The organism is Acinetobacter sp. 12966, assembly GCF_031196995.1.
In the GTDB taxonomy this organism is placed as follows: domain Bacteria; phylum Pseudomonadota; class Gammaproteobacteria; order Pseudomonadales; family Moraxellaceae; genus Acinetobacter; species Acinetobacter geminorum.
Genome location: NZ_JAVIMC010000124.1, coordinates 123,576 through 139,504 on the forward strand (window position 1 = coordinate 123,576; position 15,929 = coordinate 139,504).

Annotated in this window: 16 protein-coding genes; 10 read left to right on the forward strand and 6 right to left on the reverse strand. The window is 38.4% G+C overall.

The window, feature by feature from the left end:
* Window positions 1-127: 127 nt before the first annotated feature.
* The gene (locus RFW85_RS17525) at window positions 128-1,441 is read left to right on the forward strand and encodes a DcaP family trimeric outer membrane transporter (protein WP_309171744.1); all 1,314 of its coding nucleotides are present in this window, start codon (window positions 128-130) and stop codon (window positions 1,439-1,441) included.
* A 50-nt stretch (window positions 1,442-1,491) separates the two neighbouring features.
* Here RFW85_RS17525 and RFW85_RS17530 read toward each other — a convergent pair whose 3' ends face one another.
* From RFW85_RS17530 to RFW85_RS17550, 5 genes are all read right to left on the reverse strand, one after another.
* Window positions 1,492-2,235, reverse strand: coding sequence for an amino acid ABC transporter ATP-binding protein (locus tag RFW85_RS17530; RefSeq protein WP_032062408.1), 744 nt, complete (start codon window positions 2,233-2,235; stop codon window positions 1,492-1,494).
* Window positions 2,236-2,248: 13 nt separating this feature from the next.
* The gene (locus tag RFW85_RS17535; RefSeq protein WP_032062410.1) at window positions 2,249-2,926 is read right to left on the reverse strand and encodes an amino acid ABC transporter permease; all 678 of its coding nucleotides are present in this window, start codon (window positions 2,924-2,926) and stop codon (window positions 2,249-2,251) included.
* A gap of 2 nt (window positions 2,927-2,928) precedes the next feature.
* Window positions 2,929-3,771, reverse strand: coding sequence for an amino acid ABC transporter permease (locus tag RFW85_RS17540; RefSeq protein WP_170247763.1), 843 nt, complete (start codon window positions 3,769-3,771; stop codon window positions 2,929-2,931).
* A gap of 94 nt (window positions 3,772-3,865) precedes the next feature.
* Window positions 3,866-4,759 (reverse strand): amino acid ABC transporter substrate-binding protein, encoded by an 894-nt coding sequence (locus RFW85_RS17545; protein WP_170247764.1) that lies wholly within the window; start codon window positions 4,757-4,759, stop codon window positions 3,866-3,868.
* Window positions 4,760-5,292: 533 nt separating this feature from the next.
* Complete coding sequence (locus RFW85_RS17550; RefSeq protein ID WP_170247765.1) at window positions 5,293-6,057, reverse strand: glutathione S-transferase family protein; 765 nt, start codon at window positions 6,055-6,057, stop codon at window positions 5,293-5,295.
* Window positions 6,058-6,401: 344 nt separating this feature from the next.
* Between RFW85_RS17550 and RFW85_RS17555 the strand changes: the two genes are divergently transcribed.
* From RFW85_RS17555 to ychF, 7 genes are all read left to right on the forward strand, one after another.
* On the forward strand, window positions 6,402-7,637 hold the full coding sequence (locus RFW85_RS17555; RefSeq protein ID WP_170247766.1) for an SfnB family sulfur acquisition oxidoreductase: 1,236 nt from the start codon (window positions 6,402-6,404) through the stop codon (window positions 7,635-7,637).
* 12 nt (window positions 7,638-7,649) lie between these two features.
* A complete protein-coding gene (locus RFW85_RS17560) occupies window positions 7,650-8,873 on the forward strand; it encodes an SfnB family sulfur acquisition oxidoreductase (protein WP_170247767.1) in 1,224 nt (407 codons plus the stop codon).
* Window positions 8,873-10,285 (forward strand): LLM class flavin-dependent oxidoreductase, encoded by a 1,413-nt coding sequence (locus RFW85_RS17565; protein WP_170247768.1) that lies wholly within the window; start codon window positions 8,873-8,875, stop codon window positions 10,283-10,285. The genes RFW85_RS17560 and RFW85_RS17565 overlap by 1 nt, the downstream gene beginning before the upstream one ends.
* A gap of 14 nt (window positions 10,286-10,299) precedes the next feature.
* Window positions 10,300-11,130: a MetQ/NlpA family ABC transporter substrate-binding protein gene (locus RFW85_RS17570; protein ID WP_170247769.1), complete on the forward strand. Its 831-nt coding sequence runs from the start codon at window positions 10,300-10,302 to the stop codon at window positions 11,128-11,130.
* A 5-nt stretch (window positions 11,131-11,135) separates the two neighbouring features.
* The gene (locus RFW85_RS17575; protein ID WP_170247770.1) at window positions 11,136-12,212 is read left to right on the forward strand and encodes a methionine ABC transporter ATP-binding protein; all 1,077 of its coding nucleotides are present in this window, start codon (window positions 11,136-11,138) and stop codon (window positions 12,210-12,212) included.
* Window positions 12,193-12,852 carry a methionine ABC transporter permease gene (locus RFW85_RS17580; RefSeq protein WP_170247771.1) on the forward strand — a complete coding sequence of 220 codons (660 nt, stop codon included), beginning with the start codon at window positions 12,193-12,195 and terminating at the stop codon, window positions 12,850-12,852. Before RFW85_RS17575 ends, RFW85_RS17580 begins: the two co-directional genes overlap by 20 nt.
* A 93-nt stretch (window positions 12,853-12,945) precedes the next feature.
* Window positions 12,946-14,037, forward strand: coding sequence for a redox-regulated ATPase YchF (ychF, locus tag RFW85_RS17585; protein WP_170247772.1), 1,092 nt, complete (start codon window positions 12,946-12,948; stop codon window positions 14,035-14,037).
* A gap of 52 nt (window positions 14,038-14,089) precedes the next feature.
* Here the strand turns inward: ychF and RFW85_RS17590 are convergent, their stop codons facing one another.
* The gene (locus tag RFW85_RS17590) at window positions 14,090-14,611 is read right to left on the reverse strand and encodes a DUF962 domain-containing protein (protein WP_170247773.1); all 522 of its coding nucleotides are present in this window, start codon (window positions 14,609-14,611) and stop codon (window positions 14,090-14,092) included.
* A 92-nt stretch (window positions 14,612-14,703) separates the two neighbouring features.
* On the opposite strand from RFW85_RS17590, the gene RFW85_RS17595 reads away from it, so the two are divergent.
* Together RFW85_RS17595 and RFW85_RS17600 are read left to right on the forward strand one after the other, a co-directional pair.
* Window positions 14,704-15,411 carry a Crp/Fnr family transcriptional regulator gene (locus tag RFW85_RS17595; RefSeq protein ID WP_170247774.1) on the forward strand — a complete coding sequence of 236 codons (708 nt, stop codon included), beginning with the start codon at window positions 14,704-14,706 and terminating at the stop codon, window positions 15,409-15,411.
* Between the two features lie 171 nt (window positions 15,412-15,582).
* Window positions 15,583-15,918, forward strand: a complete 336-nt coding sequence (locus tag RFW85_RS17600) for a hypothetical protein (protein WP_170247775.1) — start codon at window positions 15,583-15,585, stop codon at window positions 15,916-15,918.
* Window positions 15,919-15,929 lie beyond the last annotated feature (11 nt).

Genomic DNA, 15,929 nt, shown 5'->3' on the forward strand with positions numbered 1-15,929 from the left:
TCACTATCATTTGAGGCTAAAAAGGAAGTAAACATCAAAATTTGACTATTTTTCAAACTTCGTAAAGTTGGCATCATTTTTGTTATGTATTTGCAGGAAAATTTTTATCCATGTCGGGGGAGTTCCTGTGAATAAGATCAAAACACTAGTGTTAGCAATGAGTTCTTTAGGTGCAATGGGCGTGACGATGCCTGTGCATGCCGCTACAGATGCTGAAGTTAACGCCTTACGTGATGAAGTAAAGGAGTTAAAACAACTCGTTCAGAAACTATCTGATCAACAAAAAACAGCTTTAAATGTCACTGCTCCAGCAACAATTCCCGCAGCACCAGCGCCCCCTACACCTCCTGCATCAAAACCAGGTTGGATGGCTATGGCCGATGGACAAACTCAAGTCAAGCTTTATGGTAGTGTTCGTGCAGATGCAACCTATGACTTTAAAGGTTCAAATGGCAGTATTTCAAATGGTGCCAATTATCCACTCAATAAAGATGATCCAAAACAAGACTCACTCAATGTATCTGCAGCAACTTCACGAATTGGCTTAGATATTACTCGTCCAACTCAATATGGAGATTTAACAGGTAAAATTGAAGCCGATTTCATGGGTGGCAATGGAGATAATGGCAATGGTACTTTCCGTGTTCGCCATGCCTATATGTCTTTAGGAAAATGGTTAGCTGGTCAAACAACTTCACCGTTTGTAAACACAGATACATCACCAGAGACAGTAGATTTTAATGGCGCTATTGGTACAGGTACTACACGTACAGTACAGGTTAGATACACTCAGCCAATTAATGCACAACAGAAAATATTAGTTGCCTTAGAAGGTGGTGATGTTGAAAAAGCTGGTAATGCTGCCGGTGGAAGCCGCTTTCCTGCTTTAACAGCACGATATGATTTCAAAACTACAAATAACAAAGGCCTATTACAGTTACATGGTCTTGCCCATGAAAACCGTGTAGCTCCAAAAGATAGTGCTTCTGAAGAAAAATTTGGTTGGGGTGTAGGTGTTGGTGGTAAATATGATTTAACGCCTCAAGATAGCGTAGTTGCTAACTACTATCATGTTAAAGGCGATGGCCGTTATTTACTTTATAGCAATTCAGCTTATAACTATGACACAACAACACAGGATATTAATTTAGGTGAATTTGATAGCGCAGTAATTGGATATCAACGTAAATGGAGCCCTATTCTACGTTCTACTTTTGCTATAGGTGGTATTCAATATAAAGATGATAATGTCTATGCAAATAGCAATTTAACCAATACTAGCTATAACAAAGAAATTTATAACGCTTTAGTCAATTTAATCTGGAACCCAGTTAAAAATATTGATTTAGGAGCCGAATATACTTACGGTCAACGTGAAACTTTTGCCGGTGACAAGGGGGATTATTCACGTATCAACCTGCTAGCAAAGTATAGTTTCTAAAAATTAGATATAAAAAAAGAGCCTTTAATGGCTCTTTTTTATTAGGGTTATTAGTGCATCGCCTGAATTTTTTCTAAGAAAAGTTTAGCACGCTCATGACGAGCTTCTAAATTATCAAAGAATTCATGAGTTGGGCAATCTTCTAAAATTTTACCTTCATCCATAAAAATTAAACGGTTAGATACTCTTTTAGCAAAGCCCATTTCATGCGTAACACACATCATGGTCATACCTTCATGTGCGAGCTGTACCATAACTTCAAGAACCTCACCGACCATTTCAGGATCAAGTGCAGAAGTTGGTTCATCAAACAACATACAGATTGGGTCCATAGACAAGCCACGTGCAATCGCGACACGTTGTTGCTGACCACCCGATAACTGCCCCGGAAACTTATCTTTATGTGCAAGTAAACCTACACGTTCTAAATATTTCAAACCTTTTTCGCGAGCATCTGCAACTGAACGCTTTAACACTTTAACTTGAGCAATCGTCAAATTTTCCAAAACAGTCATGTGTGGAAAAAGTTCAAAGTGCTGAAAGACCATTCCCACTCGTGAACGGAATTTAGCCAGATCTGTTTTTGGATCTTTAAGCGAAATCCCATCAACAATAATGTCACCTTGTTGAAATGGTTCTAGAGCATTTACTGTTTTAATGAGTGTTGATTTTCCTGAACCAGATGGTCCACAAACAACAACGACATCACCTTTTTCAATACTCGTCGTGCAATCTGTTAAAACTTGAAAATCACCATACCATTTAGAGATATGTTGGATGTCTATCATTGGCATTTAAAATCTCCAATTAGCGAATGATGGCAATTTTTTGCTGTAAGCGTTTGACTAATTGCGACAGCACAAACGAGCTACAGAAATACACTACAGCGACGATTAAATAGAATGTTGCTTTCGTTTCAGGTCCATAAGTATTAGCTAATGTATCTGCACGACCTAAAAAGTCTGGTGCACTAATCACATAAACTAACGATACATCCTGAAACAGAATAATGGTTTGAGTTAACAATACCGGAAGCATGTTGCGAAAGGCTTGAGGTAAAACCACATAGCGCATTGATTGACCATAGGTAAAACCAAGCGCGTAGCCTGCATGTACCTGACCTTTTGAAATAGACTGAATTCCAGAACGTACAATTTCCGAAAAAAATGCAGCTTCAAAAATAGCAAAAGTTACAACGCTCGAAAATAGCGGCCCCCAATAGGTATCAGATTGAAACTCAAATATTTTTGGTAACAAAAAGTAGAAAATAAAGATCACCTGAATCAGTGGAATACCACGAAACAGATCAACATAAAATTTTGCAAAATTACTTGCGATGGCATTGCTAGATAAACGCATCATTGCCAATGGGGTTCCAATTAGGATACCGCCCATCATTGCTAGTACCGTTACGGTAAGCGTAAAAATGAAACCTTCTTTGAGTGCTGCGATCACGTCAGGGTTTTGTAATAAAGAAAAATCCATGATTACTTCCCTCCTGAACCTAAGCCAGGTACAGCCATTCGTTTCTCAATCCATGCCATTACAAACTTAATGCTATAAGTGATAATCAAATAAACAGGTGTAGAGAGGATAAGAATGATGATGTCCTGAGAAGTTTCTTCACGCATCGTTTTCGTATAAGCAAAGAAATTCAACACACTCAACGCATATAAAACAGCTGAGTTTTTGAAAACGTTCATTGCTTCAGATGTAATCGTTGGCCATACGGTACGATATGCAACCGGTAAAATGACATAACGATAGCTTTGTGCAGTAGTAAAACCCATAGCGGAAGCTGCGAACTTCTGTCCACGAGAAACGGTATTAATTCCGGCACGTATGTGCTCAGATACACGGGCAGCCGTGTAGAGACCTAATGCAAAAACACCAATAACCGCTGGTTGTTGATTTAATAGATTTTTCCACCATCCACCAGCAACCACATCCCCACTACCTGCACTTAAGCTGTCCGGTAGAAATTCCGGAAAAACAAAAGCCCAGAAGAATAGTTGCACAATAAGTGGAATATTACGGAAAATTTCAACGTAACAATTGCCGATAAATGCGAGAGGTTTGTTAGGTAATGTACGAATTACCCCTAGGAGAGAACCTAATAAAAATGCGATAAGAAAGGCTATAATAGCTGTCCAAACCATAGTGAACACGCCTGAACCTAACATTTGTAACCATGTGGGTGCCTCAGCATAAGCATTGTAGCTTGAGCTACCAATAGCTTTACAAACTGATTCTGCCCATGCGGCTTTATCGACACCATATTCATTAGACTCCGCACAGAATATAGTCCAGTTTAGCGAGCCGACTGACATGTTTGCCCCTTAAATTAATATCTTTAGAAAATAGACCACTTGTGCAAATGAATCTTTACACTTACACAAGTAAATTTAGGACAAAAAGATCCAGTTAGATTCCAGCATCTGTTGGGTTAGCTTTTAATTTCTTATAAGATGAACTTTGTTGCATGTTCAAATTCGTATTTTTTGGTGGAATTGGAGATAAGAACCACTTCTTATATAAAGCGTCCATTTGACCAGTTTTCCACAAGTTCTTTACAGTACGGTCTGCAACCGCTTTAAATTTTGGATCATCTTTAGCAAGCATAATTCCATAAGGTTCAGATGAAAGTACTGGACCTACAATTGCAAAAGCTTTAGGTGTAGAAGATTTAGCAATCAAGCCTGCTAAAATATTATCATCCATTACAAATGCAGCAGCACGGCCAGATGCCATCATGGCAAAAGAATCAGCATGATCCTTACCATAAATATTTTGAACATTAATTGCCTGACCTTTCTCATTCATCTTGATGTATTTGTCAGATGTGGTGCCTTGAGTGGTAACAACAGCTTTACCATTTAAGTTTGCCAAACTTTTAATGCCTGAATTTGCTTTAACAGCCATGCGCACTTCAGTTGCATAGTAGTTAGTTGAGAAACCAACTTGTTGCTGACGTTGTTTAGAGTTTGTAGTAGTACCACATTCCATATCGATATTGCCTGCCAAAAGCTCAGGAATACGTGTTGATGAAGTTACAGCCTTGTACTCAACTTTTAAGCTAGGCATTTTCAGTTCTTTTTTAATGTCATTTGCAAACTGGTTACAGATATCGACTGCATAACCTACTGGTTTACCTGCAACAACATATGAAATTGGATCTGAAGATTCTCGATGACCAATTACGATCTTTCCGGTACTTTTAATTTTAGCTAATGTATCTGCTGCTTGAATTTGAGAAGTAGCGCCAACCGTACAAAGCATAACTGTTGAAATAATGAGAGAGGTTGCAGAACGTTTCATAAGAACTCCTTGATGATCATTCTCTCTATTTATCTATAGAATCATTCATATAGAGCAATAGAGTGATTTTTTATTAAATTGCAATTATCGAGCCAACTTTTCCAAGTCGGATCCATCCATTTGCTTCACTTATTCTATTCAATCTGTTTTGCAGAATTAATACCTTTAAAACTGCTCACATGTTTCTACTTTAATCTATGTTTTAATCTTCTGTCTATTATTAAGCTCATCTAATTACACTTAAATGTGGCAATTATTGATTACAATGTAAACACATGCACAATAAAGTGGCTTAACTTTGGCTAAAAATAGTATTTAGAAAAATTGTATTTTCCAAAAAATTATAAAAATTAAAGTTATTAGTCATTTAGATAAAATTGAATTTATATTGTAAAAAGTAATTTTGGCGGCAAAATAATATAAACAAATGGCTTAATAAAAATCATTTAGAAAATTGATAGTAATATCTACATTAATAAAATAACTAGCAAAGATAAAAATAAGCCCCGATTTTCTCAGGGCATTTTATAATTTTAAATTCCTCGCCAATCTACTCGCGCATTACGCTCAGTTTGATATATTCTTAAAACATACTGACCTAGAGGTAAATCGAGTAAATTTTGCTGATAGTTATTCCATTCTTCTGAAACACCTTCAGCTTCTTCCCGCTCCCACGGCGTGCCCTTTATTTCTAATAAAGGAGCAAGCATAGAACAAACAGAAATATCAGCAAGACTTAAGCGATCACCCACCATATAACGTGCCTGATTTTCGATTAAGCAGTTATTTAATTCATTTATGAGCTCATCCATGTGCTCTTTTGACTGGTTGACTAGCTCTTCTTCAAGTTTATAGTTCTTCTTTACCAGTGTTTTGAGGAATGGCTTCGATATTTTTTCAAACTGACGTAAATAGCCTTGTTCACCCATCATAATTTCTAAAGCATGGTCTCCATGCGCCAACGTGTGAGCTAGAGCCCAACGACGGACATGAATACCTAGCTCATCAGCCAAACTATCTATTTTTAATGTTTGCTGTCTTAATTGTTCATCACGACGTAACAGTGAATGCTCCGGATAAGTATCATCCAGATAAAGTGCAATTTTAGTCGATTCAGCGATCCATTGATGATCATCTTTCAAAATAGGCAGTAAATTTTGGCCTGTTTTGAGTTGTGCAAAAGCACGATGAAAGCCTGGAATTAAGTTATGAGCCACATAATCAAGTTCTTTATGGTCTAACAACCAGCGAGCTTTTTCACAATAATGGGACAAAGGAAACTGATACAAAACCCGCATAAAATCTCCACGTTTATTTTTATTTGACTATTTGTACAAAAATGGTCGTCGGTAAGTAGATACTTTAGAAGCTATTTTTAGTTAAAACAATGGATATTGTGCTCATTTTTCACTGACACTTAAGTCTATTTTTTTATATCTTTTTTTACCGTACTTATTGCTCTTTTTCATATTAAAACCAATTCTATTATTATTTTTCCACATAATAACCTTAAACTATTGTTTTTTATAATCTTTCGATATCTCTATTTTTTCATTAAAAAGCAAAAAAAATGCTTTGCACTTTATTTCATAAGCTGAGCATAAGTCCTCGTTTAGTGGAAAAATATTTCTTTTGTAAGGTAATGACAGCAATACAAGGTGTCATTATGTCTAATTCTCTATCAAAAACGACTGCCTACGTCCAAATCATTCAAAATGATCAACAAGCGATTAATGCTGCTTATCAAGTGGCGGATTATGCTTTAGAGGGTCGTAATACACGTGATCAACAACGCTTATTACCGCATGAGCAAATCGAAAACTTTAGCCAAAAAGGTCTAGGTGGTATTCGCATTGCAAAAAAATACGGCGGTGCTTTTGTTTCCAATAAAACTTTGGCTCAAGTTTTCCGTATTTTGAGTAAAGGTGATGCGAATGTTGGTCAGATTCCACAAAATCAGATTAGTCTGTTAAACCTGATTGAAATCATGGGTACAGAACAACAAAAACAATTTATCTTTTCAGAAATATTAGCCGGCAAGCGTCTTGCCAATGGTGGACCAGAACGTAATACCCATGATTCAAAAACCTTAAAAACCAATCTTACTGTTGAAAACGGCAAATATATTTTAAACGGTGAAAAGTTTTATTCGACGGGAACAAGTTTTGCGCATTGGCTTGCAATTAAAGCGATTCATCCCGAAGGCCATGTGGTTTTAGTGATTGTTAACCGAGATGCTCAAGGTATTGAAGTCATTAATGACTGGAATGGATTTGGGCAACGTACGACAGCGAGTGGTACGGTTAAATTAAATCATGTTGAAGTTAATCCAGAACTCATTTTTGATGAACGCTTATTAACTAAAGCCCCTACTTATCGCGGTGCTTATTCTCAGTTATTACAAGTAGCCATTGATGTCGGTATTGCGGAAGCTGCTTTTGATGATACTTTATCGACTATTCATAAAGCACGTCCAATTATTGATGCAAATGTTGAAAAAGCCAGCTTTGAACATTACACCCTGCAAGAGGTAGGTAAGTTAAATATTTTACTCGACGCAGCAATTTTACTGCTTGATGAAGCTGCTGAATATTTAGATGAACTTGATCAACTTCAAACGGTGACTGACGAACAAGTAGCAAAAGCTTCAATTTTGGTTGCCGAAGCAAAAGTCTATGCCAATGATGCGGCTCTACAGATCTCTGAAAAATTACTAGAGCTAGGCGGTAGCCGTTCAAGTTTAAGCCAACACAATTTGGATCAACATTGGCGAAATGCCCGTGTACATACCTTACACGACCCTGTTCGTTGGAAACTACATGCCATTGGCAATTATTACCTTAATGGTCATTTCCCTGCCCGCCATGCCTGGATTTAAGGAGAAATTGTCATGACTTCATATCAATCGGTTCAAACCAAACAAACGTCGGCATCTGGCCAAGCGCACATTATTCAAAATGATGCTGAAGCATTAGAAGTTGCCACACAGTTTGCTGAGCAATTTAAAAAAACCGCAGTTGAGCGAGACGCTAAGCGAATTTTACCGTATACCGAAATTGATGCATTGAGCCAGTCTGGACTTTGGGCAATTACAGTACCTAAGCAATATGGCGGTGCCGAAGTTTCAAGTCATACCGTTGCTAAAGTAATTGCTCTTTTAAGCGGTGCAGATGGTTCAATCGGACAAATTCCGCAAAACCACTTCTATGCCTTAGAAGTGTTACGCAATACAGGTACAGAAGCTCAAAAACAACGGTTATATGGCGAAGTTTTAAATGGCACTCGCTTTGGTAATGCACTTGCTGAGTTTAAAACCAAAACTTCAACTCATAAGCAAACCAATATCCGTCCACACGAAAATGGCTACCTGATTCAGGGTGAAAAGTTTTACTGCACAGGAAGTTTATTTGCTCACCGTATTCCAACCTTAGTTTTAGATGATGCAGGTCGAGAGTGTCTAGCCTTTGTAAAAAGTGGTTCACAAGGATTAAAACTTGTTGATGACTGGTCTGGCTTCGGACAGAAAACGACAGGCAGCGGCACAGTTAAGTTTGATCAGGTTTTTGTCGATGTTGATGATGTTATTCCTTTTGATACTGCATTTTTACAACCAACCTTAGTGGGTCCTTTTGCCCAAATTATGCATGCATCGATTGAGGTAGGTATTGCACGTGCAGCCTTTGAAGAAAGCTTGCAAAGAGTACATCAAGCTCGTCCATGGATTGACTCACAAGTAGAAACAGCCAACCAAGATCCTTTAACGATTTATGAGCTAGGACGCATTGCTGTAGATGTACGAGCAAGTGAAGTTTTATTAAAACAAGCTGCGCAATCAATCGATGCCGCAAAAATTGAGACCACACCTGAAAGTATTGCGAAAGCATCCATCGATGTTGCCAAAGTACGTGCTCATAGTAGTGATACGGCGCTAAAAGCTTCGTCTAAGCTGATTGAACTTGCTGGTAGCCGTGGTAGTCAATCACAAGATGGTCTAGACCGTTTCTGGCGCAATGCGCGTGTGCATACCTTACATGATGCTGCACGATGGAAATATTACTTTATTGGGAACTATGTTCTTAACGGTGTTCTACCACCTCGACGGGGGACATTGTAATGGCAGATTTTAAAGCAAAAGAGATTTTATTAAACGCCTTTGACATGAACTGTGTTGGACATATCAATCATGGCTTATGGACACATCCACGTGATGAATCACACCGCTTTAATGAACTGAGCTATTGGACAGAACAAGCCAAAACATTAGAAAGTGGTTTATTTGACGGCTTGTTTATAGCAGATATTACAGGTGTGTATGACGTCTATCAAAATGGTATTGATCTGACTTTAAAAGAGTCCATTCAACTTCCAAGCCATGACCCATCTACACTCATTTCAGCAATGGCGGCAGTCACTGAAAACTTGAGTTTTGGGGTCACTGTGAACTTAAGCTATGAACATCCGTATCAATTTGCACGCCGCTTTGCGAGTCTCGACCATTTAACTCAAGGTCGTATTGGCTGGAATATCGTGACGGGTTATCTCGATAGTGCTGAACGTTTGATTGGCCAAAAAGGTTTAAAAGACCATGATGCCCGCTATGAACAAGCCGAAGAGTTTTTAGAGCTTTGCTATAAATATTGGGAAGGTTCATGGGAAAACGACGCCGTTAAAAAAGATAAAGCACGACGTGTTTTTACAGATCCATCTAAAGTTCACACCATTCACCACCACGGAAAATATTACCAAAGTGAAGGTGTGTTTCAGGTGTCTCCTTCTGTACAACGCACACCAACACTGTTTCAAGCAGGTGCTTCCCCCAAAGGTATGCAGTTTGCGACGCGTCATGCTGAGTGTGTATTTATTGGCGGCGACAAACCCGAAAAAATACGAGAACAAGTGAAAAAGATTCGTGCTCTTGCAGAACAGCAAGGCCGTTCAGCGGATGACATTAAAGTCTTCGTTGGCATCACCGTTGTTGTTGCCGAAACACATGATCTCGCTGTACAGAAACTTAATGAATATCGTCAATATGCAAGTCCTGAAGCTGGCTTAGCGCATTATGCGAGCTCAACTGGCATCGACTTAAGTAAATTTGCCGACGATGAAGCAATTCCTTACCAAAAAAGTAACAGTATTGTTTCGATTACCGAAAAATTTAAAGAGCAACAAATCACAAAAAATGACTTAAAAGCTCAACATGTTTTGGGTGGTCGTTATCCACTCATTGTGGGTAGTGGCGAAGAAGTTGCTGAATACCTAATTCATCTTTTAGATGAAACCGATATTGATGGCTTTAATTTGACACGTACAGTTGCACCTGAGTCTCACCACGACTTTATTCGCTTGGTCATTCCTGAGCTACAACAACGTGGTCGCTATAAAACTACATATAAAACGGGTTCACTACGGAACAAAATTTTTAATCGGGGTGACCAATTACCAGAACAACACCCCGTTCAAGCGTTCCGATGTAGTCCCTATAACAACAGCAAAAACTTAACAACAGTTGAAGAAATAACCGCCTAAATTTGGAGATAGACATGGCTCAAACAGCCTCAAAAAAATGGCTAGGCATAGGCTTAGTCGTTGTAGTCCTTGTTGCTGCTTTAATCTTTTGGAATAAACATCGCCAAAGTGGCTCAAATGAACTTGTGATTGGGATTAGTCCCCCATTTGCAAAAACTTTACAAGCTGCTGCCGATGAAGCAAAGAAACAGGGTTTAAATGTAAAACTGGTCGAATTTTCTGACTGGAATACACCAAACATTACTTTAAATCATAGGGATATTGATGCGAACTTTTTCCAGCACCAACCTTTCTTAGACAATGCAATTAAAGAAACTGGCTTTAAATTAAAAGCATTTGCAGTGGGTGCAGCATCACATGTGGGACTTTATTCAAAGAAATATAAAAGCCTTGATGAATTGCCACAAAACGCACGTGTAGTCATTCCAAATGATCCAGTGAATCAAGGTCGTGCCCTACTACTTTTACAGCAAGCTAAATTAATTACGCTTAAAGATTCAAATAATCATTTATCTGCACTAAAAGATGTAGTTTCAAACCCTAAAAATTTGCAATTCGTAGAGGTTGAAGGGCCACAGACTGCTCGTGCAATTGATGATGTTGACTTGGCTTTTGGCTATCCGCATTACCTACGCTTAGCAAAAACAGCTGACCCCGAAAGTGCACTTTTACTTGATGACAATACCAATAAACGTTATGCAATTTTGTTTGTAGTGCGTGATGACTACCAAGATACGGGCGATAAGTTAAAGAAATTTGTTGAGATCTATCAAAACTCACCAAAAGTTAAAGCTGTGTTAGATGCTGAGATTGGGCCAACACTTTGGTTCCCTGGCTGGAAATAAGGAGAATGACAATGGTGAGTTTTGGATCACAAGTTGATTTTTCTCTACCCCATATCAAAATTCGCGGTTTAAATAAGTTTTACCAATCGCAAGGTCAAAAACTGCATGCTTTAAAAGAGATTAACCTTGATATTCCTCAAGGTAAGATTTTAGGCATTATTGGTAAAAGTGGTGCAGGCAAATCTTCCTTGCTCCGTACTTTAAATGGCTTAGAACAGGTAAATACTGGCAGTATTCATATTCATCAACAAAACATTGCTGAATTGAGCCATGCCGAGCTTATTCAAACTCGCCAACGAATTGGAATGATTTTTCAACATTTCAATTTAATGTCTGCAAAAACAGTTTGGGAAAATGTGGCATTGCCCTTAAAAGTTTCCAATTACAACAAAGCAGATATCGACCAACGTGTAAATGAGGTTTTGGCACTGGTGGGATTAGCTGATAAGTCTGGCTACTACCCATCTCAACTTTCAGGCGGACAAAAGCAACGCGTCGGTATTGCACGTGCACTTGTTCACCATCCAGAAATTTTACTTTGTGATGAAGCCACTTCAGCACTTGATCCAGAAAGTACTGCCACTATTTTGGCTTTACTTAAAAAGATTAATCATGAGCTGGGTCTTACTATTGTATTAATTACTCACGAAATGCAGGTCATTCGAGAAATTTGTGATCAAGTGGTGGTGATTGACCAAGGTGAGATAGTAGAGGCCGGACAAGTTTGGTCTGTATTTTCACGACCAGAACAACAGATTACTCAAGAATTGCTGAATCTTGAACAGATCACTCTGCCTTTTAAAATCAGTCCTCTACCCGATGAAAATTCGACGCATATTATTGTAAAACTGAAATATGAGGCTGACGCACATCAGGCTCCCGATATTCAAGAACTACTTGCCAGATTTAAAGCACCTGTCAATTTATATCAAAGTCAGGTCGATACCATTCAAGGGCACATTATTGGCTCACTTTTAGTCGGTATTCCTAACGTAGAAATTGATCTTTCATCTATACGACAAGACACATTAACTGCAATTGCACAATTTGAGGTACTTGGCTATGCACGACCAGCTCATTGATTTATTAATTACTGGAACTGTAGACACCTTACTCATGGTAGGTGCATCTGCATTTATTGCTTTTTTAATTGGCTTACCCATTGCCGTTGTTTTAGTAAGTACCTCCGAGCACGGCATTCACTCCTCACAAAAGATTAATCAAGCTTTGGGTTGGATCATCAACATTACTCGCTCTGTACCTTTTCTTATATTAATGGTCGCTCTGATTCCACTAACTCGCTGGATCGTAGGTACAAGTTACGGTGTATGGGCAGCCGTTGTTCCCTTAACTATTGCGGCAATTCCCTTTTTTGCGCGTATTGCAGAAGTCAGTTTACGTGAAGTCGACCAAGGCTTAATTGAAGCTGCACAAGCCATGGGTTGTAACCGTAAACAAATTATCTGGCATGTACTTTTACCAGAGGCTTTGCCGGGTATTGTGGCGGGTTTTACCGTGACTATTGTGACTATGATCAATTCCTCTGCGATTGCTGGTGCTATTGGTGCAGGTGGTCTAGGAGACATTGCTTATCGTTATGGCTATCAACGTTTTGATATGCAAATTATGGTGGCCGTCATTTTAGTGTTAATTGTTTTAGTCATGTTAGTACAAGCGACTGGCGATGCATTAGCCCAGCAACTTGATAAACGTAAAGTTTAAAAGCAATACAACCCTGCTCTAGCCATGACTTTGTCATGGCTTTCATGTAAAATCATCGACAATTTTTAATTTACACATTTGTGAGTGGTTTTCATGGGTTTTAATTGCGGTATTGTTGGTCTGCCAAACGTAGGGAAATCTACCCTTTTCAATGCATTAACGAAAGCAGCGATTGCAGCGGAAAACTTCCCTTTCTGTACCATTGAACCAAACACAGGTATTGTTCCTGTACCAGATCCACGTTTAGACAAACTTGCTGCGATTGTTAAACCACAGCGTATTTTGCCAACTACAATGGAATTTGTAGATATTGCAGGCCTTGTTGCTGGTGCGTCAAAAGGTGAAGGCTTAGGTAACCAATTCCTTGCTAACATCCGTGAAACTGATGCAATCGCTCATGTTGTACGTTGTTTCGAAGACGAAAACGTGATTCACGTAAATGGTAAAATTGATCCGTTAGACGACATCGCAACCATCAATACTGAACTTGCACTTGCCGATCTCGAAACTGTTGCTAAAGCAATTTTACGTTTAACTAAAGTTGCTAAAGGCGGTGATAAAGAAGCTGTAGCAACTAAAGCAGTTTTAGAAAAAATCCAACCGTTACTTGACGAAGGTAAACCAGCGCGTGCAGCTGATTTATCTGATGACGAACGCAAATTAGTTCGTGGTTTTGGTTTAATGACTTTAAAACCAACTATGTATATTGCAAACGTTGCAGAAGATGGTTTTGAAAACAACCCGCACTTAGACGCAGTTAAAAAACTTGCGGCTGAAGAAAACGCTATCGTTGTTCCTCTATGCAACCAAATCGAAGCTGAAATTTCATTATTAGAAGATGAAGATCGTGCTGAGTTCCTAGAAGCAATGGGCATGGAAGAACCAGGTTTAAATGTGGTTATTCGTGCAGGTTATGCACTTTTAGGTTTACAGACTTATTTCACTGCTGGTGTACAAGAAGTTCGTGCATGGACTGTAAAAGTTGGCGCAACCGCTCCTCAAGCAGCTGGTGTGATTCATACTGACTTCGAAAAAGGTTTTATCCGTGCTGAAGTTGTTGCATATGAGGACTTCGTACAATACAACGGTGAAAACGGCGCTAAAGAAGCTGGAAAATGGCGTTTAGAAGGTAAAACTTACGTTGTTCAAGATGGTGATGTAATGCACTTCCGTTTTAACGTTTAAGTTTTAAACTTAAGAAAGAAAAAGCCCCAATATGTTGGGGCTTTTTTTATATTTAATGACTTAAATCCATCGTCTCTCGTTTACTACGCGCCTCTTGTAAAATACGCTCATGCAGTGACTTTCTAAAACCTAGCATAAATATAAATTCTGCCAATACAAATAATGGTCCTATCACAAGTCCTATCACATCATCAACAAAAGCAGGTTTTTTCTTTTCAAAATAATGTCCCACAAACTGAAAGACCCAACCGACAACAAAGAAGCCAATACTTGCTGCCAACCACTCTCCAAAAGATAACTGTGCAATTTGATTGGCTAGTGGATACACAGCGACTAAAAGAACGAGCATGAGTAAGCCAAATACTTTATCTAAAATAAAATAATAGATCGTACTAGCTGCAATCAGTACTATGGCTAAAGTCAGTTTAAAACTACCAATATCGATGCCTGCTCTTGCGGTTAAACACAAAATTGAAAACACGATAAGCGGAATACCAATAAAATGCGTCAATATATTTTTATGATTTAAATGATAAGCCGCATATTTGCTAAGCTGTTGCTCCAGATTTGACATGAGTTATTCCCTATTCATCAACATATAGTCATACTGTACAAATAAGGAAAACTTAAAGTTGTCAGCTATCTGACAAAGTAAAGAATTTTTTCATGGATGACCGAATTTTGGATCTAATTTATATTAACCGACTAAAAGAGAACACTTGGTTTAGTGTGCTTCCAGAAACATTCCAAAATTTTATTTTAGAACATGGCAAGCAAATTATTTTTGATAAAAATAGCTACGTTTTCCACGCTCAAGATGAGTTTGATGGCATTTATACCGTACTTGAAGGCTCAATTAGCTTGGGTTATGTCGATGTAAATGGTAATGAAGCTCTTTCTGCAATTGCTGAGCCGATTATGTGGTTTGGTGAAATATCACTAATTGACCATGAACCGCGCTCACACGATGCCATTGCCTTGAAAAAAAGTACAGTTCTACATATTCCTGCAAAACCATTAAATGATCTACTCAAGGAAAATCCATATTATTGGTATTTTTTCGCACGTTTAACGAGCCAAAAACTCAGGTATGTTTTCTTAGAACAGATTGCTATCCAAACACGTAGTATTTCTCAACGGCTTGCTCAGCGTCTTCTGTTCATTTTAGAGGGATACGGTAACCATATTCTTATTCAAGATCATCAAATTCATATTTCTCAAGAACAGTTGGCAAATATGCTGACCACATCTAGACAGACGATCAATCATGAGCTGAGCCTGCTCGAAAAACAGAAAATCATCAAAATTGCTTTCAGAAAAATTGAGATTCTAGATATTGAGAAATTGAAAGTAGTTGCTCAAGCACAATGCTAATTTTTTAAAAGCGGCTAAATAATAAAAACTTAAAATTAAATTAAAAAATTAGATAACACTGCAAAACAACACATTGGTCAAACTCTATTTCCACAAAATAAATGTGTTAAAGCAGATATTTACACCCTACACTCAAGCTGAGCAATAATACTCAACAAGGCGCTGATTAACATGAAAAAATTATCAACAATTCTTACATCAGGCGTATTGGCTATGTTAAGTGTTTCGGCATTTGCATGTCCAAAAGGAACTCAACTACAAGGCGGTACAGGACCGAATCACAAAGGTGGAAAATGTGTAGCGGTACATGGAAAAACTACAGCTCAAAAAGCCAAGAAAGAGGTAACTAAAACTAAACAGGATGTTAAAAAAGACTTAAGCACTCAAAAACATGATGCAATGATCAGCGCGACACATGCTCAACATGAATCACAGCAAATGACTCATCAAATGAAACAAGATGCTGTGAAAACTGCAAACACCGCTAAAGCTGCCACAAAACCGTAATTCACATTCAC

What these genes read in the sequence shown, in the direction of transcription:
- RFW85_RS17545 (WP_170247764.1), bottom strand. Translation starts at nt 4,759, where the DNA reads ATGAAACGTTCTGCAACCTCTCTCATTATTTCAACAGTTATGCTTTGT.
- RFW85_RS17575 (WP_170247770.1), top strand. Translation starts at nt 11,136, where the DNA reads ATGACAATGGTGAGTTTTGGATCACAAGTTGATTTTTCTCTACCCCAT.
- RFW85_RS17590 (WP_170247773.1), bottom strand. Translation starts at nt 14,611, where the DNA reads ATGTCAAATCTGGAGCAACAGCTTAGCAAATATGCGGCTTATCATTTA.
- RFW85_RS17560 (WP_170247767.1), top strand. Translation starts at nt 7,650, where the DNA reads ATGACTTCATATCAATCGGTTCAAACCAAACAAACGTCGGCATCTGGC.
- RFW85_RS17570 (WP_170247769.1), top strand. Translation starts at nt 10,300, where the DNA reads ATGGCTCAAACAGCCTCAAAAAAATGGCTAGGCATAGGCTTAGTCGTT.
- RFW85_RS17550 (WP_170247765.1), bottom strand. Translation starts at nt 6,057, where the DNA reads ATGCGGGTTTTGTATCAGTTTCCTTTGTCCCATTATTGTGAAAAAGCT.
- RFW85_RS17595 (WP_170247774.1), top strand. Translation starts at nt 14,704, where the DNA reads ATGGATGACCGAATTTTGGATCTAATTTATATTAACCGACTAAAAGAG.
- RFW85_RS17555 (WP_170247766.1), top strand. Translation starts at nt 6,402, where the DNA reads ATGACAGCAATACAAGGTGTCATTATGTCTAATTCTCTATCAAAAACG.
- RFW85_RS17530 (WP_032062408.1), bottom strand. Translation starts at nt 2,235, where the DNA reads ATGCCAATGATAGACATCCAACATATCTCTAAATGGTATGGTGATTTT.
- RFW85_RS17600 (WP_170247775.1), top strand. Translation starts at nt 15,583, where the DNA reads ATGAAAAAATTATCAACAATTCTTACATCAGGCGTATTGGCTATGTTA.
- RFW85_RS17580 (WP_170247771.1), top strand. Translation starts at nt 12,193, where the DNA reads ATGCACGACCAGCTCATTGATTTATTAATTACTGGAACTGTAGACACC.
- ychF (WP_170247772.1), top strand. Translation starts at nt 12,946, where the DNA reads ATGGGTTTTAATTGCGGTATTGTTGGTCTGCCAAACGTAGGGAAATCT.
- RFW85_RS17565 (WP_170247768.1), top strand. Translation starts at nt 8,873, where the DNA reads ATGGCAGATTTTAAAGCAAAAGAGATTTTATTAAACGCCTTTGACATG.
- RFW85_RS17535 (WP_032062410.1), bottom strand. Translation starts at nt 2,926, where the DNA reads ATGGATTTTTCTTTATTACAAAACCCTGACGTGATCGCAGCACTCAAA.
- RFW85_RS17540 (WP_170247763.1), bottom strand. Translation starts at nt 3,771, where the DNA reads ATGTCAGTCGGCTCGCTAAACTGGACTATATTCTGTGCGGAGTCTAAT.